Genomic DNA, 23,363 nt, shown 5'->3' on the forward strand with positions numbered 1-23,363 from the left:
ATTGACATGATTAAATGGGGGAGAACGATGATTAAAGGACACATTCATTCAATAGAAAGCTTAGGTACAGTCGATGGCCCAGGCTTACGCTACATTATCTTTACACAAGGTTGCTTACTGAGATGTCTTTATTGCCATAATCCAGATACCTGGAAAGTCAATGAGCCCTCTCGTACGGCAACAGCAGATGAACTCGTGAATGAAATTGTTCCGTATCTCCCTTACTTTCAGGCATCAGGAGGGGGCGTCACTATCAGTGGTGGTGAGCCTCTCTTGCAAATGCCGTTTATCGAAGAACTGTTTGAAAAGCTTCAGGCACAAGGGATTCATACGTGTATCGATACTTCACTTGGCTGTGCAAACGATACGGAAGCTTTTAAGAAACATTTCGATCAAGTTTTAACACATACAGACTTATTGATGGTGGACATTAAGCATATCGATAATGAAAAGCATCAACAATTAACCGGAAAACCTAATACTCATATACTCAACTATATTCAATATTTAGCAGACAAGGGCCAACCGATATGGATTCGCCACGTGCTCGTACCAGGTCTCACCGACGCCCCCGAAGACTTGAAAGCACTTGGCACATTTATCAACCAACTTGGCAATGTTGAGAAATTTGAAATCTTACCTTATCACCAACTCGGTGTGCACAAATGGGAGGCCTTAGGTGTACCGTATGCGTTGAATGATGTTGAACCCCCGACAGATGAAGATGTAGAACGTGCATACGGTTATGTGAATTTTACAGGCGTGACCCCTCTTACGCCTGTACGCTAAATATTGGTTTTGTAAGAATGACATGATTCTATTTTCGCTATGCATAAACTTTTGACTTTAAATGATATTGAAGAGATGGCTGGGATGCAATGTGATGTTGCCTCTCAGCTTCTTTATTTTGTGAAATTTGTTGTTATATTTGACTTTGAAAAGGTGTTCATCAATCGATTGCTGAACCGCGCTACGCTTTCCCAGTGGACTTGCCTCAAATAAAGTGGGCTTGATTGAAGTATAAACTGGAGGGAAGCTAATTGGATTTTCGGCTATGTCTAATCACTCCGGAGTCTTGCATGCTTCTAGCCATCTGAAGTAGGGTGACGTTTGCTATTGACAGTGGACAAATATGAAAAGTTATATTTAATTCATATCATCAATACACATCAATTTGCATATTTTTATGGAAGAGGTGATAGCAAGAGACGAAAAATAGAAAATTGAGAACGTCGATGATATGGCATCGAGTTGTGCAATGTCATTTAAATAACGATTCAAAGTAGAATGGGGCGTTAAAATGTGGTAAGTAATTATTTTGTGTTTTTAAGTTTGTCATAAAGGGAAATACTAGAATAATCGCGTATGAAAGAGAAAGAGGAGGATGTTAGATGACACGAACATTAATTTTAGGTGCGAACGGTGGCGTAGGACAACATCTTGTGAAGCAAATGCACGCACAAGGTGAAGATTTTACTGCGGCTGTGAGAAAAAAAGAACAACAGCAAGCGTTAGCATCACAAGGCATTTCTGCAACATTGATTGATTTAGAAACAGCAACGATTGACGATTTAACAGACGCCTTTCTACCCTATGATCAAGTCATTTTTTCAGTAGGTTCTGGCGGTAGTACAGGTGCAGACAAAACAATTATTGTAGATTTAGATGGTGCGGTTAAAGCGATTAAAGCGAGTGAAGCCGCGAACATTGAGCACTTCATTATGGTGTCTACGTATGACTCTCGTCGTGAAGCATTTGATGCAAGTGGTGACTTGAAACCCTATACGATTGCGAAACATTACGCCGATGACTATTTAAGACATAGCCGATTAACAACAACTATTGTGCATCCGGGTGCATTGACAAACGATCAAGGAACAGGAAAAGTGAACGTTGCTGAATTGTTTGAACAACCTGATGTACGCCAAATTCCACGTGAAGATGTCGCTACAGTCTTGTATGAAGTGGCTACAAATGCAAAACATCGTGGTAAAGAATTCCAAGTGTTAACAGGGAACAACGATATTTCAGAGGCTTTATCGTCTCTTTAAAGTAACGATGGACACATCAATCAAGATAACTAGATACGTGAGAAGGCTTAAAAAATAAAAGTCTTCTCACGTATCTTTTTTGATGTCTCCTACCTTGTCGTTATATAAGTGATATACCTCATGTTGCCAGTTCGTCCTAAAAAAGCAAAGTATTCCGATAACAAAAATAAAAACCTCAAGTTAAATTATAATTTTAAATAAAATAAGGTTCAGTTGTAAATTTAGTTGTTGACAAAGTATTCAGAAAAATATAATAATTAAGTGAATAAGAATTCAACTGAAGGAGGAACTTGAATGAAGAAGACTTGGCGATATGCATGGGTATTATTGTTGTGTGTCACTCTTGTTTTATCAGCATGTGGAAAAAGCAGCTCGCAAACCTCGAGCAATGAAAATAACAAAACTGAAAAAAGTAATGCGAAAGGTGGTACTTTAAATGTTGGACTTACTGCACCACCAGAGGGCAACTTCCAAGATGTTTTTGCAAGTTCGACATCAGATTCAGACGTTGTAGCATTTTTTAACGATGGTTTAACAGAATCAGATGAGCATCTGAATATCAAACCGAAAATTTTGTCTTGGGAAAAAAGTAAGGAAGATGATTTAAAGTATACATTTAAAGTGAAAAAAGGGATTAAATGGCAAGATGGCAATCCATTTACAATTAATGACTGGATTTTCACTTTAGAGACAATAGCCGATCCTGATTATACAGGGCCACGATATAGTGGTGCAGCAGTCATTAAAGGGGCAGAAGAAAAGCATAAGGGTAAAGCCAAAACAATTAGCGGTCTCAAAAAGATTGATGATTACACAGTAGAGTTGACTTTTAAAGCAGCTAAAGCGAATAACTTAATGGCGTTATGGACGTCATCTGTCATCAGTGAAAAAGTCTTTAAAGATATTCCAGTAAAAGACATGGCGAAATCTGATGCTGTACGTAAGCATCCGATTGGTATCGGACCATTCATCGTGAAGAACATTGTTGATGGAGAATCAGTAGAACTTGTGAAAAATAAAGATTATTGGCAAGGCGAACCTAATATCGACAAAGTAAACTTACGTGTGGTTGAACAAACGGCAATGGCCCAAGCACTTGAAAAAGGTGACATTGATATGGCTGATGTAACAGGCCCAATTGCTAAAGAAATTAAAGATCATAAAGCTGAAAACGTAAAAATATTAGAGTCACCTTCAACTTCTTATGCAATTATCGGTTTTGTATTAAATGATTATGATAAAAAAGAGATGAAGATTGGAAAAGAGCGTCCTAAATATCAAGATAAGCGACTGCGTAAAGCAATGGCATATGCAATTAATCGTAAAGAATGGATTGATGCATTTTTCTATGGATATGCGAAACCATTATACGGTTTGATTCCTTCAGAACATTGGAGTGGAGCAAAAAAAGGTGAAGTAACAGAGTACGATTATAATGTAGAAAAAGCGAAAAAATTACTCGATGAAGCAGGATATAAAGATAAAGATGGTGATGGATTCCGTGAAGACCCTAATGGTAAGCCGTTTGTCATCAACTTAAAACATTATTCTGGTTCTAACCCTACTTTTGAGCCACGTACAGCCGCACTGAAAGGGTATTGGGAAAAAGTAGGACTGAAAACGAAAGTCGAAATGGAAGAGTTTGGTAAATATAATAATGATTTAGAAAATGCATCAAGTGATATGGAAGTGTATTTCCGTAGTTGGCAACAAGGTTCAGACCCTGATCCATCAGATTTGTACAAGTCGACAGCCTTATGGAATGAATCACGCTACAATAACCCGAAAGCCGATAAACTATTAGAAGAAGCTGTGGACAGTAAAATTGTAGGTGATGATAACGATAAACGTCGTAAAAAATACATCGAATGGCAAAAATTGATGACTGACGATCTACCTGTCATTCCAATTACTGAGTTTATCAATACAACAGCTGTCAGCAATAAAGTGAAAAATTATGAAGTATCTTTGAAAGGGGCTAACCCAATGTATCAATGGTCGGTTGAAGAGAAAAAATAATAGCACATAAATGGAGAAAGGGAATGATGACACACTGTCTCTTCCCTTTTTCTATATTTACTTAAAATGGATTGTCATTAATAACGACTTAAAAATGAATGACATGTGGTTAAAGAAAGGGGCGTTTATGAAAATGGGTCAGCTATTAGAGATCAACAACTTAACTACAACATTTGATATTGAAGGTCAGCCTTATGCAGCGATTTCCAATATTGATTTAACGGTCAATAAAGGTGAAGTGATGGGGATTGTAGGGGAATCAGGTTCAGGGAAATCCGTCCTTAGTTTGTCGATATTAAAACTATTGCCAGAAAAAATTTCAAATATCGCATCTGGAGAAGTGATTTACGAAGGCAAACGTATTGATCAGTACGATGTAGAACAAATGAATCAAATGAGAGGAAAAGAGATTGCGATGATTTTCCAAGAGCCGATGACATCACTCAATCCGGTGTTTACGATTGGTAATCAATTGATGGAAATGCTAATGCTCCATTTGAAATTGTCAAAATCTGAAGCAAAAGCGAAAGTAATCTCACTATTAAAACAAGTCGGTATTCCACGTGCTGAAAAAGTCGTTGACGAATATCCGCATCAACTGTCAGGTGGAATGCGTCAACGTGTCATGATTGCGATGGCGATTTCATGTTCACCTCAGTTGTTGATTGCTGACGAACCAACGACTGCACTTGATGTCACTGTTCAAGCACAAATTCTCGACTTGTTGAAACGTATTCAAGAGGATACCCAAATGAGCGTCATTTTTATTTCACATGATTTAGGAGTGATATCTGAAATTTGTGACCGTGTCGCTGTTATGTATGCGGGTGAAGTGGTTGAGACTGCAAGTGTTGAAGATATTTTCAGTCAACCGATGCATCCTTACACACAATTACTGTTAAAAGCCATTCCACGCCTTGATGTGAAACAAGAGAAATTAGAGACGATTCGTGGTTCAGTACCGAGTTTAGATGAGCTGCCGAAAGTTGGTTGTCGTTTTGCGAATCGCTGTCCACACGCGATGGCGATTTGTACGTTGAAAGATATTGAACCTTATCAATTCGAGCGGGAACATCAAGTGAAATGCCATTTATACACACAAGATACGGCATTGAAGGAGGCGAACGAGTCATGAGTGAATCATATGTGTTAGAAGTGAAAAATTTAAAACAATATTATCCGATTAAGGCAGGAGTCTTCCAAAGAAAAGTAGGCGAAGTGAAAGCGGTGGATAATATTTCCTTTAAGATTAAAAAGGGACAAACGGTTGGTCTTGTAGGTGAATCAGGCTGTGGTAAGTCATCAGCAGGACGTACGATTTTATGTTTACAAAAAGCGACAGAGGGCGAAATCTTATTTTGTGGGCAAGATTTAACAAAATTAAAAGGTAAAGCTTTAAGAGAAGCCCGTAAAGGTTTTCAAATGGTGTTCCAAGATCCGTATGCGTCATTGAATCCGATGCAAATGGTGGGCGATATTGTCGGTGAACCGATTCGTAATTATTATCATAAAAAGCAACGTGACATTGAAGATGAAGTGAAAGACCTTTTGAAGCGTGTTGGACTTAACGAAGCGGATTATTACAAGTATGCACATGAGTTTTCAGGCGGTCAACGCCAACGTGTTGGTATTGCACGTGCCTTAGCGCTCAAACCAAGACTGATTATTGCGGATGAGCCAGTCAGTGCGTTAGATGTATCTGTACAATCACAAGTGTTGAATATTATGGATGAACTACAAGAAGAAATGGGGTTAAGTTACTTATTTATTGCACATGATTTGAGCGTTGTAAAACATGTGAGTGACTATATTTGCGTGATGTATTTAGGGCACATTTTGGAACAAGGACCTGCTGACGCTATTTACGAAAATCCACAACATCCGTATACACAATCACTTATTTCAGCGATTCCAGATATTAATCCGACACAGCGCAAGAAACGAATTTTATTGGAGGGTGATTTGCCATCTCCGAGTCATCCGCCAGTGGGTTGTCCATTCCATACACGTTGCCCGGTTGCTGAGGCGCGATGTGCACAACAAAAACCACAAGCAGTCGAGGTCGGCAAAGAACATTATGCGGCATGCGTATTACTTGAAGAGGGAGAGGTGAAACTATGATCACATTAATCATTCGTCGTTTTTTGCTGATGATACCGATGTTGTTATTAATGTCTGTCGTGATTTTTACAATTGCGAAATTGCAACCTGGTGATGCATTTACAGGCAATATGGACCCAAAACTTGGGGCAAAATATTATGAAGAGCAACGTGAAAAACTCGGGTTGAATGATCCGATTCCAATGCAATATATGAAATGGGGTGCTCGTGTGCTTCATGGTGAATTAGGGGAATCCATTCGTTACAAACGTCCAGTGATGGATTTAATTGAAGAGCGTATGCCAAATACGATTTTGTTGGGGACAGTGAGTTTGATTATTACATATATACTTGCATTTCCTCTAGGCATTATTTCCGGTAGAAAACCATATAGTTTGTATGATTATAGTATCCAACTACTCAATTATTTGATGCTTGCGATTCCATCTTTTGTTGCGGGTGTTTTTGCGATTTATGTATTTGCTTTTCAATTTGGTATTTTCCCATATTCGGGATCTGTAGAAATCGGACTTGAACCCGGCACGTTTGAATATTATGTCAGCAAACTGTATCACGTGATTTTACCTGGTACGGTGCTTGGCTTACTTTCGACAGCAGGGTATATTCAATTTTTACGCAACGATATCATTGAAAATGCTCGAAAAGACTATATCCGTACAGCACGTGCTAAAGGTTTATCAGAATCAAAAATCTATAATAAGCATATTTTACGAAATTCAATTATTCCAATCGTGACATTTTTTGGTGGGGACGTGTTATCGGTTTTCGGTGGCGCAGTGATTACAGAAAGCATTTTTTCATTTCCTGGAATTGGTAAATTATTGATTGAATCTATCTCAGGTAAAGACTATCCATTAATGATGGCATTGCTGCTTTTCTTTTCATTTTTAGGGTTGCTTGCGAATCTTATTTCAGACATCACATATAGTATAGTAGACCCAAGAATCAAGAGTAACTAGGAGGGGCTATCATGGAAAATCAACAACTTAAAAAGAGTCAATCACCCTTACAAATTGCGCGTAAAAAGTTTATGAAAAATAAAACTGCGATGGCTGCAACTATCGTACTTGGCATGATTGTCATCATTTCGTTTTTAGCACCATTCATTGCCCCTCATGACCCAAACGTCCAAAATTTAGTGTTAATCAAGGGCGATATGTCGCTTGAGCATTGGTTAGGGACGGATTCGGGTGGTCGCGATATTTTTAGTCGCTTATTATATTCTGGACGTGTATCACTGACATTTGGGTTGTTCACGTCGATTGGATTAATGTTGATAGGTATTGTTATCGGGATGATTTCGGGATATTATGGCGGCTGGGTGGATACGGTACTCATGCGTTTTACAGAGTTTGTCATGTTATTTCCATTTATCCCATTTGCGGTTGTATTAAATGCGACATTCAGTCATGATATTGAAAGTCAATATGGTTCAGCGATAGTGTTAGGGACCGTGCTAGTCTTGCTTTCATGGGTTGGTATTGCGAGGATGGTTCGTGGCAAAGTGATGCAAGAAAAAGAAAATGAATATTTCCTCGCAGCGCAATCTATTGGGACACCGGTACATAAAATATTATTAAAACATTTATTACCGAATATTTTAAGTGTGATTATTGTTCAAGCAACACTGGTATTCGCCGTTCAAATTGTGGCCGAAGCAGGTTTGAGTTTCCTTGGTTTTGGAATCAGTAAAGAGGTTCCAACATGGGGGAATATGTTAACAGATGCACAAGAAGGTGACATTTTAAGGAGTAAACCGTGGATTTGGATGCCACCTGCACTCATTATAACAGTGACGATTTTATGTATTAATTTTATTGGTGAAGGATTAAAAGACGCACTGAACCCAAAATCTAAGCGGTAAATCATTATCAAAGAAAATGAGAGTACATGGATGTTATTGACCTCCGTGCACTCTTATTTTTTATGCGATGGCAGGATTCACGTTATTTCTGAGATGTATTAGATTATCTTTTTAATATAAAATGTTTGAAAATTTTAGATTTTTGCAAAATTTTATTGACAAAAAATTCGGATAAATACAATAATAAGAGAAAGGCGTTTTTAAACATTTAACAATTAGGGAGGAAATGGGATGAAAAAGGCTTATCGATATTTATGGTTTTTATCATTAATTGTAGTCGTTGTGCTCTCAGCATGTGGAAAAAATGGAAACGAGACATCAAATACGTCGAATAAAACCGGCAAAAGCGATGCGAAAGGCGGGACATTGACAGTAGGGATAGCGGAACCACCTGAGGGGAACTTCCAATCTATTTTTACTGGGAGTACAGGTGACTCTAATGTCATTGATTTCTTTAATGATTCACTGATCGATGTCGGTGATGATTTAAAGATTAAACCGAAAATTTTGTCATGGGAAAAAGACAAAAATGATGATTTGAAATATACGTTCAAAGTTAAAAAAGGGATTCAGTGGCAAGACGGTAATCCATTTACAATCAATGACTGGGTTTTTACTTTAGAGACGCTAGCAGATCCTGACTACGATGGTCCGCGTTATAGCGGTGTCGCGGTCATTCAAGGTGCGGAAGAAAAACGTAATGGCCAAGCTGATCGTATTAGTGGGATTAAGAAAATTGATGATTACACAGCAGAAATCACATTTAAAGAACATAAGGCGAATAATTTATTAGAGCTGTGGACATCGGCGCCAATTAGCGAAAAAGTGTTTAAAGATATTCCAGTTAAAGATATGGCGAAATCAGACGCCGTACGTAAAAATCCAATCGGTATCGGACCTTATAAAGTGAAGCGTATTGTCGATGGCGAATCAGTGGAACTCGTCAAAAATAAAGACTACTGGCGCGGGGAACCGAATATCGACAACATCAATTTGCGCGTCGTGGAACAAACATCGATGACACAAGCGTTAGAAAATGGCGATATTGATATGGCAACAATTACAGCGCCAATCGCGAAAGAAATTAAAGATAGTGGTAGCGAAAACTTACAATTGTTACAAGCACCATCAACATCTTATGCGATCGTCGGATTCGTGCTAAATGATTACGATAAAAAAGCGCAAAAAATCGGTAAAGAAAGACCGAAATATCAAGATAAAAAATTACGTCAAGCAATGGCTTACGCAATTAATCGAAAAGAGTGGATTGATGCATTTTACTACGGCTACGGTAAACCACTTAACGGTTTAATCCCTTCTGCACATTGGAGTGGTGCGAAAGAAGGCGATGTTAAAGAATATAAATATGACGTGGATAAAGCGAAACAATTATTAGACGAAGGGGGTTATAAAGATAAAGATGGTGACGGTTTCCGTGAAGATCCTCAAGGTAAACCATTCGTCGTGAATCTGAAGCACTATGCTGGCTCTAACCCAACCTTCGAACCACGTACAGCAGCACTCAAAGGTTACTGGGAAAAAGTAGGCCTTAAAACGAAAGTCGAAATGGAAGAATTCGGTAAATATAGCAGTGATTTAGAAAAGTCATCGAAAGATATGGAAGTGTACTTCAGAACGTGGCAACAAGGGTCAGACCCGGATCCTTCTGAGTTATACAGATCAACGGCACTTTGGAATGAATCACGATACAATAATCCGAAAGCCGATAAGATTTTAGATGAAGCCGTCGATACAAAAGTAGTGGGCGACGACAATGACAAACGTAAAGAAAAATATTTAGAATGGCAAAAAATAATGGCTGAAGATGTACCTGTCATTCCGATTGTAGAGTTAGAAGATGTGACTGCAGTGAGCAGTAGAGTGAAAAACTTTGAAGTATCACTGAAAGGTTCTAACCCGATTTATGAATGGTCAGTTGAAGACAAGAAATAATAAATGGTTTAGAAGAGGGATACGTGACGGCGAACGTCCGTCCCCTTTTCTTATATAAAGAAAGAGATTCATTTTTATTTTTGATACGGGTATAGGGGTGAAAATATGAATGAGAGCAAATTATTAGAAGTTAAAAATTTGTCTACCGCATTTGAAATAGAGGGACAACAGTACGATGCGATTTCTAATATTGATTTAGAAATTAACAAAGGAGAAATTTTAGGTATTGTAGGAGAATCAGGCTCTGGCAAATCAGTGTTAAGTTTATCCATTTTGAATTTGTTGCCTGAGAAGATTGCGTCGATCCGTTCAGGTGAAGTCCGCTATAAAGGTCAGCGCATTGATAATATGGCGCACGAAGCATTCAACAAAGTACGGGGTAACGAAGTGGCGATGATTTTCCAAGAGCCAATGACCTCACTCAATCCTGTATTTACGATAGGCAATCAGTTAATGGAAATGATTATGTTGCATTTAAAGCTATCCAAAAGTGAGGCAAGGGCTAAGGCGATTCAATTGCTCCAAGATGTGGGGATTCCACGTGCGAATAAAGTGGTCGATGAATATCCGCATCAATTATCAGGTGGGATGCGTCAACGGGTAATGATTGCGATGGCGATTTCATGTGCACCACATCTGCTTATTGCTGATGAACCGACAACCGCACTCGATGTAACGGTTCAAGCACAAATTTTAGCATTGTTAAAACGGATACAAACAGAAACGCAAATGGGTGTCATTTTCATTTCACATGATTTAGGTGTCATTTCAGAGCTATGCGACCGTGTAGCAGTCATGTATGCGGGAAAAATTGTAGAACTCGCACCTGTAGAAGAGATTTTTACACATCCTAAACATCCTTATACACAGTTGTTATTAAAGGCGATACCACGGTTAGATGTGCAACAAGAGACACTTGAGACGATCAAAGGTTCTGTACCTAGTTTAGTTCATTTACCTCAACAAGGATGTCGTTTTGTCAATCGCTGTCCACATGCGATGGCGATGTGTCAGACGCAAGATGTCAGTGGCATTCAAGTGGCAGATGCGCATCACGTGTTTTGTCATTTATATCAAAATGAAACACAACTGAAGGGGGTAGGGCAACATGACTGATTACATTTTAGAAGTGAATGATTTAAAACAATATTATCCGATTAAAGGTGGCGTGTTTCAACGTAAAATTGGCGAAGTGAAAGCTGTAGACGGCATTTCTTTTGTGATTGAACCTGGTCAAACTGTTGGATTAGTAGGTGAGTCAGGTTGTGGGAAATCATCGGCTGGACGTACGATTTTACAGTTACAGCAAGCCCATTCAGGAGAGATTAAATTTTGTGGGCAAGACATCACAAAATTAAGAGGACGTGCATTAAGAGAAGCCCGTAAAGGTTTTCAAATGGTGTTCCAAGATCCGTATGCGTCATTGAATCCGATGCAAATGGTAGGCGATATTGTCGGTGAACCGATTCGTAATTATTATCATAAAAAGCAACGTGACATTGAAGATGAAGTGAAAGACCTTTTGAAACGTGTTGGACTTAACGAAGCGGATTATTACAAGTATGCACATGAGTTTTCAGGCGGTCAACGCCAACGTGTTGGTATTGCACGTGCCTTAGCGCTCAAACCGAAACTCATTATTGCCGATGAACCAGTCAGTGCGTTAGACGTTTCCGTACAGTCTCAAGTGCTCAATATTATGGCAGAGTTACAAGAAGAATTTGGACTCAGTTATTTGTTTATCGCCCATGATTTAAGTGTCGTTAAGCATGTCAGTGACTATATTTGTGTGATGTATTTAGGGCATATTTTGGAACAAGGACCTGCTGAAGCAATTTATGAAAACCCGAGTCACCCCTATACGAAAGCACTCATTTCAGCAATCCCAGAAATTGACCCACGTCAGCGTAAGGAACGTATTTTACTGGAAGGTGATTTACCGTCGCCAAGTGATCCGCCTTCTGGATGTCCATTTCATACGCGATGTCCGGTAGCTGAGGCGCGATGTGCAGAAGTGAAGCCGCCATCAGTGGAAGTGAGTGCTAATCATTATGCAGCATGTGTGTTGTTAGAAAATGGGGGTGTCGCACAATGACAACATTAATCATCAGACGTATTTTATTAATGATTCCGATGCTCATTTTAATGTCAGTCGTCATCTTTACCATTTCTAAATTACAACCCGGTGACGCATTTTCAGGCAATATGGATCCAAAAGCTGGCGCGAAATATTACGAGCAAGAACGTGAACGCTTAGGCTTAAACGACCCACTCCCTGTGCAATATATGAAATGGGGCGAACGTGTCCTCCATGGAGATTTTGGCGATTCTATTCGCTATAAACGTCCAGTGATAGATTTAGTGAAAGAACGTATGCCGAATACCATTTTGTTAGGGGTCACAAGTTTAGTCATTACATATCTCATTGCATTTCCGCTCGGTATACTCTCAGGGCGCAAGCCGTATAGTTTATACGATTACAGCATTCAATTCTTAAATTATTTGATGCTCGCCATCCCGTCATTCGTTGCAGGGGTATTTGCTATTTATATTTTTGCGTTTCAACTTGGGCTCTTTCCGTTTTCAGGTTCCGTTGCGCTCGGTGTCGAACCTGGTTCAGCGGCGTATTATATAAGTAAGATTTATCATACGATTTTGCCTGGGACAGTGCTCGGTTTATTATCAACAGCGAGTTATGTTCAATTTTTAAGAAATGATATAATCGAAAACGCGCGTAAAGATTATATTCGTACCGCACGTGCAAAAGGTTTATCAGAGTCTATGGTATATAACAAACATATTTTAAGAAACTCGATTATTCCGATTGTGACATTTTTTGGTGCAGATGTATTGTCTGTATTTGGTGGTGCGGTTATTACAGAAACGATTTTTTCATATCCAGGTATCGGAAAGCTACTCATTGATGCGATCAGTGGTAAAGATTATCCATTAATGATGGCACTGTTACTATTTTTCTCATTTTTAGGATTACTCGCTAACTTAATTTCAGATATTACGTATAGCATAGTCGATCCGAGAATTAAGAGTAATTAGGGGGGATACAGATGGATAAGTTGAAAAAAGCAAAAAGTAAATCACCACTCACAATAGCGCGCAAGAAATTTCTTAAAAACAAACCGGCAATGATAGCGACTGTGGTACTTGGTCTCATCGCCATAATTTCATTTTTAGCACCACTGCTTGCACCTTATGATCCGAACTTACAAAATTTAGTGTTGATTAAGGGGGAGATGTCAGCAGAACACTGGCTCGGTACAGATTCTGGAGGGCGAGATATTTTAAGCCGCTTGTTGTATGCAGGGCGTGTGTCGTTACTATTCGGATTTTTTACTTCTATTGGACTTATGACGATTGGCGTATTGATTGGAATGATTTCTGGCTATTACGGTGGCTGGGTGGATACCGTGCTCATGCGTTTTACAGAGTTTGTCATGTTATTTCCATTTATTCCTTTTGCGGTCGTGTTGAATGCAACGTTCAGTGGTAAAATCGAAAATCAATACGGCTCAGCCATTGTGTTAGGTTTGGTGCTCATCGCATTATCTTGGGTCGGTGTCGCAAGGATCGTTCGCGGTAAAGTGATGCAAGAGAAAGAGAATGAATATTTCTTGGCCGCGCAATCAATCGGAACGCCTGTGTATAAAATTTTATTTAAGCATTTATTACCGAATATTTTAAGTGTGATTATTGTACAAGCGACACTCGTATTTGCCGTACAAATCGTTGCCGAAGCAGGACTCAGTTTCCTCGGATTTGGGATTAGTAAAAGTGTGCCGACTTGGGGAAATATGTTAACAGATGCGCAAGAAGGCGACATTTTAAGAAGTAAGCCATGGATTTGGATGCCTCCCGCACTCATTATTACAGTGACGATTTTATGTATTAACTTTATTGGTGAGGGATTAAAAGATGCTCTTAATCCAAAATCAAAAAGGTAAAATGGACAGGATTTCACTTCTATAACATTCAGGAATAAAAACAATAGTTTACGTACATCAGTAGGTGGAAAGATTTGACTGTAAATGATTGGAAATGTTTTCGATAATGTAAGAAGTTGACGCCATAGAGAACATGCGCCAGAAGAATTTGAGAATATTATGAAAAAACGAGCAAAAATGATAAAAATGTGATAGACTTTGTGCAATAACTAAAATTGTAAAAAGTAAATGATGGTTTCTAGTTGAAATAGTGTGCTGAACATGAATTTGTATTAAAAGTCAGGACGCTACTGTTAGGAACAAAGGGGATGAGGTCGATGTTGAAAAAATTGATGCTACTATTTTTTGCAATGGTCATTTCAACAACCATTGCAGAAACGTTTCTGATTGCTGGTACATGGCAATATTTGTTGATGCAATCTCTATCACTCGCATTTATCATATTCTTTATTTATCATTTTGTCGTTTTTCAGTTACAAGAAAAGCGGCAAGAAAAACGTTATCAAGACCGTCAATGGATCGTTAATAAAGAACATGAAGATGAAAATGTAAAGAAACGTTTAGTTCGTAAATAACTTGAATCATAAAATGGTTGAGGAGACATAAAAATTTTTGATGCTATTGATGCAATATTTTGTGTGATTTGCCCTCCTTATGATTTGTGATTTTTATTGCCCTCATGCCTTCGCTTTCCAAGGGGCTTGCCTTGCAACTCAATTCGGTTTCCTTCAAGTGAACAGTTCAATCAAGTCAAATTGAGTTGAGGCGAGGCGCCTAGGAACGTGAGTCCAAGGTAGCAATTCATTGTGTAAACTAAGAAAAGGATCATGCAAGTGTACCAATCCGAAATGTCGTGTACACAACAACTTGAAACGTTCACCAACATCATCGACTATTCATATCAAAAAGCTCGAAGTTAAGACAACAGTTGTCATCTCACTTCGAGCTTTTTTCCTAATATTATGAGAACACTTCGGATCGTTTGGAATCACCAAAGATTTTTGCTTTAATCGCTTCACCTGTTGGCGTACCAGCGAGCCCCCCTAAACCTGTTTCACGTAAAGATGCAGGAAGGTTACGACCCACTTTATCCATAGCCTCAATCACCTCATCTACTGGAATACGGCTTTCCACACCTGCAAGTGCAAGATCTGCTGAAATCAATCCATTGCCGGAACCAATTGCATTCCGCATCACACAAGGAATTTCTACTAACCCTGCGACAGGGTCACACACTAAACCAAGCAAGTTGCTAATACTAATTGCAAGTGCATGTCCAGCTTGTTCTGGTGTACCACCGAATGTTTGTACAGCAGCAGCGGCAGCCATTGCAGATGCTGAACCCACTTCTGCTTGACAGCCTCCTGTTGCACCAGCGACCGAAGCATTGTTAGCAATCACCATACCGCATATCGAGGCTGAAAATAGAAATTCGAGCATTTGGTCATTCGTTAAGTCATGTGATTGCTCTAGTTTAAAGAGTATTCCTGGAATGGTGCCTGAAGAACCAGCAGTCGGTGTCGCACAAATAATGCCCATTGCTGCGTTGACTTCATTAGTGGCAACCGCTCCTTCAACAGCTGACATCATATCATATCCAGAAAGGGCTTTATTGTGTTGGTTATACTTGTGGATTTTAATCGCGTCCTGCCCGGTATAACCTGTTACACTTTTAACCCCTTCCCCTGTCGTACCTTTTTGAACTGCTTCACGCATTGTGTCTAGGTTTTGTTGCATCATGTCCATGACTGCTTCGCGCGTCATACCACGTGTTTCCATTTCATGTTTAATCATAATTTCTGAAAAAGTTGTGTTATTTTCAGTCGCATAGTCGATTAATTCTTTCATTGTATCAAACATGAGAGTCCCTCCAATTTAATCTATATATGAAAAGTTTAAAAACGCATATTTTTCTTTGATTGATTCAAGTAGTTCGCTTTTAATTGGTTTATTCAAATGTAAGGCAAGTAAACAATGGCCTTTTGTCATCGTTTTAATCTCTTCATTGATGTCGACTTCATGCTCGATTAAATCGTTAATTAAATGATTGACTTCTGCAATTTTACATTCCCCATCAATGACAAGAATAGGGGGTGTGTGTGCCATCAGAATACACATTTGGTTAACGTGAATACTTTTCACTTTGAATGCACCACCGCCAATTGAAATGCCATTCAACTCGACGTGACGATCACCGTGATCGATTTCGATGACTGCACAGTTCGGGTGTTCACCTAAACTGGAACCTGATTTTTCGATAAATTCAAAGTCAATGCCTTCACTTCTTGCAATTTTTGTCGATGTTTTAATGCGAGAATCGAATGTACTAAAACCTAATAAGCCACCGATAATCGCTAAATCCGTGCCGTGACCTTTATGCGTTTCTGCAAAAGATTCGTAATAATTCACAACGATTTTCTCAGGTGTATCGCCAAGGACAGCACGAGCGGCCTGACCAATTTTCACTGCACCTGCAGTATGTGAACTTGATGGCCCCATCATCACTGGACCAATAATATCAAAAGCGCTTTGATAATCTTTTGTACGTGCCATAATTCATCCGCTCCTTAATTTGTTTGTTGATTCACATGAGGCACTTGAATGTCAAGCGTTGGTCGTTTCTTACTGATGAATGTGCCAATGAAAAAGCTCATAATAATACTAATGATTGCTACAACGACAATTGTAATCACGGTAGGCACCACTTCATTAAAGCCTAGCGCTACAATCGGACCGGCAATAGGTGTAGCCATGCCTGGTTGATTCACAACGATACCCATGTATGTGATAAACAAGCCATTGACCATTCCTACCACTGCATTTGTACCATACAGCTGGATTGGATATTTTGCGATCGTGTCGATTTGTGTTAATGGTTCGACAGCAACGGCAAAGGCTTTTCCTGCATTGCCGATTCTAAGTTTTCTAAACATCATAAAGTTGACAAATGAGCTACCCATACAACCGAGCGCACCAATCGCCATTGGAATACCCGTAAGTCCTAATAAGCTTGTGAAAACCATTGAACTTAACGGTGTCATACCTACAACGGGCACAATCGCACCGATAACAAGTGCAAGAGCGTACGGATTATTATCACCTACAGCTGTGATGGCAGTACCGATTTGTTTCAATACGGCAGTGACACTAGGTGATACGATAGATGCAATACCATATGCAATGGCAGGAGATAATAAGATCACCACGATCAGGTCTAATCCTTCAGGAACATATTTTTCAAGTGCTTTAATACCGAAAGCAACGAAATATGCCGCAATAAAAGCAGGTAAGAGTTTAAAATCAAATAGAACGAGTCCTGTTAACACAGCGAATACAGGATTAATACCGAACTTTAAACAAGTGAGAATGCCCACTGCAACACCACTTAAACTTCCTGCAACTTCCCCTAATTTAATAAAATATTCTGAGTGAAACACGCCACCGATTGCGTATTTTAAGAATGCTTCCGGTAAAAATGAAGCACAGGCAGCGCCTGATAAAGCTTGTAAACTGACTTTACCATTCGGGGCAAATTTTAAGAATAAAGTCATTGCAAGTAAAACAACGAGTAATGTCCCGATTCCCAAAATAAAATCCATATGAGTTCCTTCTCTCTTTTATTTTTATGTTTTTAATTAGATAGCTATCCCAAACAACCATCATTCTAAGGGCTTCATTTCGCTTATGCAAGCCCTTACATAATTGTTAAACATGCCTCATTGAGTTAAAATAATTATTTGAAAACAAATATATATAGATTGTGAAAATATAGTGTATATAAAATTACTGGTATAAAAGCGATTTTTAGTTCTATTTCACTTTAAAATATTAAAGCATCTGAGTAGTTTTTCTAATATGGCGTATTTGTGAAATATTTAAAGTTTAAATTTTATCAATTTTCAAACATAGATAAAGTGAAAAATAATAATTGTGCGAAATGTTATATGTATAAGCGCATAATAAAGATGATTAAAGGACAAGAGGATTGAAGTTATATCGTTATTTTTTGAATAGTTTCAATTTTGAATTTCGGAAGTAATAGGTATTGATTTGTAATTGTGATGATTATGTGAAAAGCATCACAAAATCGTGGTAATTTTGCGAATAAGGGGTATAATGAAAGTAAGGAAGAAGTAATCATTAAAGGATGTGTTAAACATGAGAGAATCAATATTAAGATTAATCCGTTCTAACCAAAGCTGCTACGATATTTACATTCACACAGGTGTCAGTCAAGGTGTGATCTCTGATTTGAGATCAGGTTATCGTACGCTTGATGATGTGTCTTTAAAAGATGCAGAACGTTTATATGACTATGCCAAAAATGTTGCGGCATAAAGGGATGCAGAAGCGAGGATTTAAGGAGACTTTAATAGATGATTGAGCTTTTTGTAAAGTTCGAATGATAAAGCATCAGGCAACGTTGGTTGTTTGGTGCTTTTGTGTGTTTAAAAGAGATATATGTCGTTTACTCATCTCGGTCTGATTCTCTTTAAGGCTGATGTGGCATGATTCTTTTCAAAAAAACACGCATGTTTAGCCAGGTAGATGACTATATTGAATTCATGGCGTAAAGCATTCGACTACACAGGTAATTGTTTCTTTTGAGATAATGAGGAAGATAGGAGGACGACTGATGAGAATAGGAACGATAGCAGATTTGCATTTTGATCGACATCAACGGTTAACGATGGAAGATTATCTTGAAGCGGTAGTGCGTCTCATTGACCAAGAAGCATTAAATATGCTCATCATTGCGGGTGATATTTCTAACCATTATTCGACGACATTTGAGTTTATCGCACAATTGACATCAGAAGTGACGATTCCGATTTACTTTATACCTGGGAATCATGACTTATGGCGACAACCCGATGAACAATTGACGACAGCAGAGATATTGCGATTGTATCAAGACCACCCGCAATGTTTGATGGGGACGCCTGTGGAAGTCGACAATTATGTGATTGCTGGACATATGGGCTGGTATGATTATAGTTTTGCTGCTGATCGCTTTACGTATGACAAGTTAGCAAAAGGGAAGCATTATGGTGCGACCTGGCAAGATAAAGTGTATACCGCTTTTGGCGTGTCTGATCCACAACTTTCACAATGTTTTGCCGCGGAAGTGGGGCAAGATTTGGTGTCTTATGCTGATCGTCAAGTCATTTTAGTGACACATGTCGTGACCCACCCTAAGTTTACTGTCCCTATGCCACACCGTATTTTTGACTTCTTTAACGGCTTTTTAGGAACAAGCGACTTTAAACCGTTGTATCAGCATTTTAATATTCCATATAGCGTGATGGGGCATGTGCATTTTAGGAAGCGATTAGTAGATGACAACACGACTTTTCTTTGTCCGTGTCTCGGGTATCCTCGAGAATGGAGAACGGATGATCTTGCTACAGAATTAAAGCACGCCTTACAAGTGATTCAAATACATGAAAGTACATAAATATCTTTTGTTCATAGCACGGATAAAACGACACGGCGCACTTAAAACAAAAATAAAGCCGATGCGCGGGGCACACATCGACTTTGCTCAACTTTAGTTTTATTATCTTAAAAGGAGGTTTAGGATATACTTGATTTAGCATTTGTCTATTGGGGTTTCAAGTATGTCTATCTGGGATGAAGTCGAACAGTCATTCACTCAACGTGATGTCTGAACTGTTCTGAATTCATTGTATCGCTAAAATGGTCCCTGCACATCGTACGTTAGGAGGGACATTATCTCAGACTTAAGCACGATACAATATAAATCGTAAAATTTCCTATTTACAACTGAAACATTATCGTTTATACTCCAATTAGATGCTTCAACATATAGCTTATATTGATGAAGTTTCTTAAAGCCTTTTTTAAGGTTGTTTAGTTGAATCAACCATATTTTACTAAACTAAGGTGTCAGTCATTTTCTAACATGAGTCTTCCATTAGTCTCATGACAATAACGTTTGGAAGTATGAGCCGTAAAGGCTAACTTCTTTTTCCCCAGTAGACAAGTCTTCTCCATTGAAGGCTTGTTTTTTTGCGTTTTTAAAGGGGTAAATACGAAGCTGAAGATACTTTTTTCTATATAAGTCAAAGTACTTTACCTTTTTATGAGAGCGCTTTACAATACAGTTAGAGTTATATTGAATACGACATCATTAAATGCAATGAATAAGAATGTTGCAATGCTTGTTTTATCCGAATATTTAAAATGGTGTCGAAATATAAGGAGGCAATATACATGAGTGTAAATGTGAGAGATTATATTGATGCGCAGTATAACTTATTTATTAACGGTGAATTTGTTCCAGCAGAATCAGGGGAATATTTAGATGTATATAATCCGGCAAACGGTGAAAAATTGTCACAAGTCGCTAAAGCAAGTGAAAAAGATGTAGATAAAGCAGTAGAAGCAGCAACGAAAGCTTTCCCGGATTGGAGTCGTCGTTCGAAAGCAGAACGTGCGAATATGTTACGTCAAGTCCATGACAAAATTATGGAGAAAAAAGAGCATTTTGCATATGTAGAAACTTTAAATGCGGGGAAAGCGATCCGTGAATCAAGCAGTATCGATATACCTTATACAGCGAAACATTATCAATATTTCGGTAGTGTGTTAGATACTGATGAAGGTACGCTCAACAATATGGAAGATCACATTATGAGTATCATTCAACATGAACCAATCGGCGTTGTGGGTGCAGTGGTCGCTTGGAACTTCCCGATGTTACTGTCTTCATGGAAATTAGCACCTGCCCTTGCTGCAGGGAATACAGTTGTCATTCAACCTTCGTCATCAACGCCATTAAGTTTGATTGAATTGGCGAAAATTTTCCAAGAAGTGTTACCAGCAGGTGTGGTAAACATTGTGACAGGTAAAGGTTCTGAGTCAGGGAATGCCATCTTTAACCATAAAGGTGTCGATAAATTATCATTTACGGGTTCAACTGCTGTCGGTTATCAAGTAGCTGAAGCAGGTGCAAAACGTCTTGTGCCTGCAACGTTAGAACTTGGTGGTAAAAGTGCCAATATTATTTTAGATGATGCGAATCTAGATTTAGCTTTAGAAGGTTCCCAATTAGGTATTTTATTCAATCAAGGTGAAGTATGTAGTGCAGGCTCTCGATTAATCGTCCATGAAAATGTGTATGATGAATTCATTCCACGCTTGGTTGACGCGTTTAAAAAAGTGAAAGTGGGCGATCCGTTAGATATGGAAACGCAAATGGGTTCTCAAACAGGTCAAGCACAAATCGATAAAATTCAAAGTTATATTGACTATGCAAACGAATCTGACGGCGCAAAAATTCTTGTAGGTGGTCACCGTATTACAGATAACGGTTTAGACAAAGGTTACTTCTTTGAGCCAACAATTATCGAAGTGGACGATGCGGACGATAAATTAGCGCAAGAAGAAATTTTTGGCCCTGTGTTAGTAGTGATTAAAGTTAAAGATGACGAAGAAGCCATTGATGTTGCTAATAATTCTGATTACGGCTTAGCGGGCGGTGTCTTCTCAACTAATATCAATCGTGCATTAAATGTTGCGAAAAATGTGCGCACAGGTCGCGTATGGGTAAATACGTACAATCAAGTTCCTGAAGGTGCACCATTTGGCGGTTACAAAAAATCAGGTATCGGTCGTGAAACGTATAAAGCAGCTATCGAAAACTATCAACAAGTTAAAAACATTTATATTGATATTAGCAATGAAACAAAAGGTTTATATTAATATGTATTGAATAATAAGAGAGGGTGAAGTTTAAGTTCTTACCCCCTTCCTACCATTAATGAAAGATATAATATTGAAATATACAATGCATATCAACATAAGGAACTTGAGAATTTTAATACTTGTCATGTTATCATTCGTAAGTTAGGTCTCATTGATTCACTATCTTTGAAATTCAATTGCTCAAATGGGCGAGACTCCTGAGGGATTATGTAAAAAGCAAAATAACGTCATTTAACTTTAACAGTGGTTATTGTATATCGCAGTAGCTGTCTGACTTCTCAAGGCGCATGCTTTTGAGAAGTCTAGTCAGCCTTGCGGGGGCAATACGACGAAATCTTTGTTGCACATGAGATTTCTGTACTGCTCCCAAAATCTACCAACGCATCCTCTACCAAACTAAAGTTGAAATCAAAGCGTTGGTTAGTTGAAGGGTCAGCCCCTAGGAAAGCAAGCCCATAAAGGCAATTGTAGAATTTATAATGATTATCAATGAGGGTCTTTTTCTATTAATTTTGATAAAGGGGTCTGAGATGTTGAAGTCTCAGGCTTCTTTTTACGTCCTAAATCTTGAAAATGAACTGGATTTTTAAATGCTATCTGTCCAAATGCAAATTCAAATCAAAAATATTCCAAAGTCTAATTTGAGGTTCAACACTCATAAACTTCGAAAGCTTTTCAGCGCTATTTTTATTAAGGTTTCCAACAATTGTTAGAGCATCTAAACTTAAACTTTGAATAAGTGGGTGCACAGAATGTACTCCTAACCGGCTATTAGAGTATCCGGTTGTGGCGTAATTTATAACCTCTGTCGATGTGCCTTGTTTTGAATGATTTTCTTGAATATTTCCAGACATAAAAAACAACTCCTTTTCAAGAAGTCGTTCCACCCTGCTCACCCAATTTTATATCTTGAAGATTTATATGAATTCGTATAACATCAAGATATACAAAATAAAAACAAAACATCGATATTTTTTGTATCTTTTTTTGGGTGAGTCGTTTTCACAAACTTTGGCGAGGGAGTGGAACGACTCTCTTTTTATTTTGTTTATAATATATCACTCTTACATAACTTGGTCTAACTGCTTGAAAAATCAATGTGTACCAAAACCCGTTTCATAATCAAAAATATTTGTGGCTTTATTCCAATTGATTTATTGACGTTGAGCCTCGGAACCCTTAACAATCCCAAAACTTGTCGAATGGTCGGCTTAATAGCTCACGCTATGCCGACATTCGTCTACAAGTTTAGTTAAGGGTTCTTCTCAACTTCAATAAATTTTCTCGGCATAAATGCGTGCTTAAATTATGTATGTAACTATCCCTTGAATGAAAAATTAATCATGCAATGATTAAATAATGATTACCCCTTACTTTTATTCACACCATATTCAATAACTTAATTCTAAACATCTGAAATAATACGGATTTTTAAACATAATAAAACACGTGACTATCTTAGTTAAACTTTAGTTTAATTAAGCCTTTTTTATTGTTCAAGGGCGCACTTACATACCAAAAATGGTATCGTGCTAAAATCAAAATTTGCGCGTTATAATCCAATAGCCTTATTTTGCATTTTAAGGGGGTTTATAGAGCAAACTTAAAAAATATATACTTTTTTATACCCGTATAATTATTTTCGTCGCTTAGAACGCAAATGTA

General features: G+C 38.3%; 21 protein-coding genes. 17 read left to right on the forward strand and 4 right to left on the reverse strand.

Annotated elements, in window-relative coordinates:
* Positions 1-27: 27 nt before the first annotated feature.
* The 14 genes from pflA (at position 28) to BJK46_RS06550 (ending at position 14,542) form a co-directional block, all read left to right on the forward strand.
* Positions 28-789: a pyruvate formate-lyase-activating protein gene (gene pflA, locus BJK46_RS06490; protein ID WP_103263587.1), complete on the forward strand. Its 762-nt coding sequence runs from the start codon at positions 28-30 to the stop codon at positions 787-789.
* 39 nt (positions 790-828) lie between these two features.
* Positions 829-1,002 carry a hypothetical protein gene (locus BJK46_RS12315; RefSeq protein WP_180904256.1) on the forward strand — a complete coding sequence of 58 codons (174 nt, stop codon included), beginning with the start codon at positions 829-831 and terminating at the stop codon, positions 1,000-1,002.
* Between the two features lie 389 nt (positions 1,003-1,391).
* Entirely contained in the window at positions 1,392-2,051 is a 660-nt protein-coding gene (locus tag BJK46_RS06495; RefSeq protein ID WP_037542301.1) for an SDR family oxidoreductase, read from the forward strand.
* 294 nt (positions 2,052-2,345) lie between these two features.
* A complete protein-coding gene (gene opp4A / locus BJK46_RS06500; protein WP_037542303.1) occupies positions 2,346-4,070 on the forward strand; it encodes an oligopeptide ABC transporter substrate-binding protein in 1,725 nt (574 codons plus the stop codon).
* Between the two features lie 127 nt (positions 4,071-4,197).
* On the forward strand, positions 4,198-5,205 hold the full coding sequence (locus tag BJK46_RS06505) for an ABC transporter ATP-binding protein (protein WP_037544117.1): 1,008 nt from the start codon (positions 4,198-4,200) through the stop codon (positions 5,203-5,205).
* On the forward strand, positions 5,202-6,191 hold the full coding sequence (locus BJK46_RS06510; RefSeq protein ID WP_037542304.1) for an ABC transporter ATP-binding protein: 990 nt from the start codon (positions 5,202-5,204) through the stop codon (positions 6,189-6,191). Before BJK46_RS06505 ends, BJK46_RS06510 begins: the two co-directional genes overlap by 4 nt.
* Positions 6,188-7,150 carry an oligopeptide ABC transporter permease gene (gene opp4B / locus BJK46_RS06515; RefSeq protein ID WP_014613018.1) on the forward strand — a complete coding sequence of 321 codons (963 nt, stop codon included), beginning with the start codon at positions 6,188-6,190 and terminating at the stop codon, positions 7,148-7,150. Before BJK46_RS06510 ends, opp4B (BJK46_RS06515) begins: the two co-directional genes overlap by 4 nt.
* Positions 7,151-7,161: 11 nt before the next feature.
* A complete protein-coding gene (gene opp4C, locus BJK46_RS06520; protein ID WP_014613019.1) occupies positions 7,162-8,055 on the forward strand; it encodes an oligopeptide ABC transporter permease in 894 nt (297 codons plus the stop codon).
* A gap of 231 nt (positions 8,056-8,286) precedes the next feature.
* A complete protein-coding gene (opp4A, locus tag BJK46_RS06525; protein WP_014613020.1) occupies positions 8,287-10,008 on the forward strand; it encodes an oligopeptide ABC transporter substrate-binding protein in 1,722 nt (573 codons plus the stop codon).
* Between the two features lie 105 nt (positions 10,009-10,113).
* Positions 10,114-11,124: an ABC transporter ATP-binding protein gene (locus tag BJK46_RS06530; RefSeq protein WP_014613021.1), complete on the forward strand. Its 1,011-nt coding sequence runs from the start codon at positions 10,114-10,116 to the stop codon at positions 11,122-11,124.
* Positions 11,117-12,103, forward strand: a complete 987-nt coding sequence (locus tag BJK46_RS06535; RefSeq protein WP_014613022.1) for an ABC transporter ATP-binding protein — start codon at positions 11,117-11,119, stop codon at positions 12,101-12,103. Before BJK46_RS06530 ends, BJK46_RS06535 begins: the two co-directional genes overlap by 8 nt.
* On the forward strand, positions 12,100-13,062 hold the full coding sequence (opp4B, locus tag BJK46_RS06540; RefSeq protein WP_014613023.1) for an oligopeptide ABC transporter permease: 963 nt from the start codon (positions 12,100-12,102) through the stop codon (positions 13,060-13,062). The genes BJK46_RS06535 and opp4B (BJK46_RS06540) overlap by 4 nt, the downstream gene beginning before the upstream one ends.
* Positions 13,063-13,073: 11 nt before the next feature.
* Positions 13,074-13,967 (forward strand): oligopeptide ABC transporter permease, encoded by an 894-nt coding sequence (gene opp4C, locus BJK46_RS06545; RefSeq protein ID WP_014613024.1) that lies wholly within the window; start codon positions 13,074-13,076, stop codon positions 13,965-13,967.
* Between the two features lie 317 nt (positions 13,968-14,284).
* Entirely contained in the window at positions 14,285-14,542 is a 258-nt protein-coding gene (locus BJK46_RS06550; protein ID WP_014613025.1) for a hypothetical protein, read from the forward strand.
* A 385-nt stretch (positions 14,543-14,927) separates the two neighbouring features.
* Here the strand turns inward: BJK46_RS06550 and sdaAA are convergent, their stop codons facing one another.
* The 3 genes from sdaAA to BJK46_RS06565 are packed head-to-tail and all read right to left on the reverse strand — an operon-like array spanning position 14,928 to position 17,566.
* On the reverse strand, positions 14,928-15,827 hold the full coding sequence (gene sdaAA / locus BJK46_RS06555; RefSeq protein ID WP_020219490.1) for an L-serine ammonia-lyase, iron-sulfur-dependent, subunit alpha: 900 nt from the start codon (positions 15,825-15,827) through the stop codon (positions 14,928-14,930).
* Positions 15,828-15,842: 15 nt separating this feature from the next.
* On the reverse strand, positions 15,843-16,520 hold the full coding sequence (gene sdaAB, locus BJK46_RS06560) for an L-serine ammonia-lyase, iron-sulfur-dependent subunit beta (protein ID WP_020219491.1): 678 nt from the start codon (positions 16,518-16,520) through the stop codon (positions 15,843-15,845).
* Between the two features lie 14 nt (positions 16,521-16,534).
* Complete coding sequence (locus tag BJK46_RS06565) at positions 16,535-17,566, reverse strand: PTS sugar transporter subunit IIC (RefSeq protein WP_014613028.1); 1,032 nt, start codon at positions 17,564-17,566, stop codon at positions 16,535-16,537.
* Between the two features lie 559 nt (positions 17,567-18,125).
* Between BJK46_RS06565 and BJK46_RS06570 the strand changes: the two genes are divergently transcribed.
* From BJK46_RS06570 to BJK46_RS06580, 3 genes are all read left to right on the forward strand, one after another.
* Positions 18,126-18,305, forward strand: coding sequence for a hypothetical protein (locus tag BJK46_RS06570; RefSeq protein ID WP_014613030.1), 180 nt, complete (start codon positions 18,126-18,128; stop codon positions 18,303-18,305).
* A 298-nt stretch (positions 18,306-18,603) separates the two neighbouring features.
* Entirely contained in the window at positions 18,604-19,425 is an 822-nt protein-coding gene (locus tag BJK46_RS06575) for a metallophosphoesterase (RefSeq protein ID WP_037542313.1), read from the forward strand.
* Positions 19,426-20,204: 779 nt separating this feature from the next.
* Positions 20,205-21,695, forward strand: coding sequence for an aldehyde dehydrogenase family protein (locus BJK46_RS06580; protein ID WP_014613032.1), 1,491 nt, complete (start codon positions 20,205-20,207; stop codon positions 21,693-21,695).
* Positions 21,696-22,291: 596 nt separating this feature from the next.
* Here BJK46_RS06580 and BJK46_RS06585 read toward each other — a convergent pair.
* Positions 22,292-22,552, reverse strand: coding sequence for a hypothetical protein (locus BJK46_RS06585; protein ID WP_014613033.1), 261 nt, complete (start codon positions 22,550-22,552; stop codon positions 22,292-22,294).
* Between the last annotated feature and the right edge of the window lie 811 nt (positions 22,553-23,363).

It is taken from the genome of Staphylococcus pseudintermedius, from assembly GCF_001792775.2.
Classification (GTDB): Bacteria; Bacillota; Bacilli; order Staphylococcales; family Staphylococcaceae; genus Staphylococcus; species Staphylococcus pseudintermedius.

Coding starts and splice junctions, on each gene's coding strand:
- opp4B (WP_014613018.1), top strand. CDS start 6,188: ATGATCACATTAATCATTCGTCGTTTTTTGCTGATGATACCGATGTTG.
- BJK46_RS06580 (WP_014613032.1), top strand. CDS start 20,205: ATGAGTGTAAATGTGAGAGATTATATTGATGCGCAGTATAACTTATTT.
- BJK46_RS06505 (WP_037544117.1), top strand. CDS start 4,198: ATGAAAATGGGTCAGCTATTAGAGATCAACAACTTAACTACAACATTT.
- opp4A (WP_014613020.1), top strand. CDS start 8,287: ATGAAAAAGGCTTATCGATATTTATGGTTTTTATCATTAATTGTAGTC.
- BJK46_RS06585 (WP_014613033.1), bottom strand. CDS start 22,552: ATGTCTGGAAATATTCAAGAAAATCATTCAAAACAAGGCACATCGACA.
- sdaAB (WP_020219491.1), bottom strand. CDS start 16,520: ATGGCACGTACAAAAGATTATCAAAGCGCTTTTGATATTATTGGTCCA.
- BJK46_RS06535 (WP_014613022.1), top strand. CDS start 11,117: ATGACTGATTACATTTTAGAAGTGAATGATTTAAAACAATATTATCCG.
- opp4C (WP_014613019.1), top strand. CDS start 7,162: ATGGAAAATCAACAACTTAAAAAGAGTCAATCACCCTTACAAATTGCG.
- BJK46_RS06550 (WP_014613025.1), top strand. CDS start 14,285: ATGTTGAAAAAATTGATGCTACTATTTTTTGCAATGGTCATTTCAACA.
- BJK46_RS06575 (WP_037542313.1), top strand. CDS start 18,604: ATGAGAATAGGAACGATAGCAGATTTGCATTTTGATCGACATCAACGG.
- opp4B (WP_014613023.1), top strand. CDS start 12,100: ATGACAACATTAATCATCAGACGTATTTTATTAATGATTCCGATGCTC.
- BJK46_RS06530 (WP_014613021.1), top strand. CDS start 10,114: ATGAATGAGAGCAAATTATTAGAAGTTAAAAATTTGTCTACCGCATTT.
- BJK46_RS12315 (WP_180904256.1), top strand. CDS start 829: ATGCATAAACTTTTGACTTTAAATGATATTGAAGAGATGGCTGGGATG.
- BJK46_RS06570 (WP_014613030.1), top strand. CDS start 18,126: ATGAGAGAATCAATATTAAGATTAATCCGTTCTAACCAAAGCTGCTAC.
- opp4A (WP_037542303.1), top strand. CDS start 2,346: ATGAAGAAGACTTGGCGATATGCATGGGTATTATTGTTGTGTGTCACT.
- pflA (WP_103263587.1), top strand. CDS start 28: ATGATTAAAGGACACATTCATTCAATAGAAAGCTTAGGTACAGTCGAT.
- BJK46_RS06495 (WP_037542301.1), top strand. CDS start 1,392: ATGACACGAACATTAATTTTAGGTGCGAACGGTGGCGTAGGACAACAT.
- opp4C (WP_014613024.1), top strand. CDS start 13,074: ATGGATAAGTTGAAAAAAGCAAAAAGTAAATCACCACTCACAATAGCG.
- sdaAA (WP_020219490.1), bottom strand. CDS start 15,827: ATGTTTGATACAATGAAAGAATTAATCGACTATGCGACTGAAAATAAC.
- BJK46_RS06565 (WP_014613028.1), bottom strand. CDS start 17,566: ATGGATTTTATTTTGGGAATCGGGACATTACTCGTTGTTTTACTTGCA.
- BJK46_RS06510 (WP_037542304.1), top strand. CDS start 5,202: ATGAGTGAATCATATGTGTTAGAAGTGAAAAATTTAAAACAATATTAT.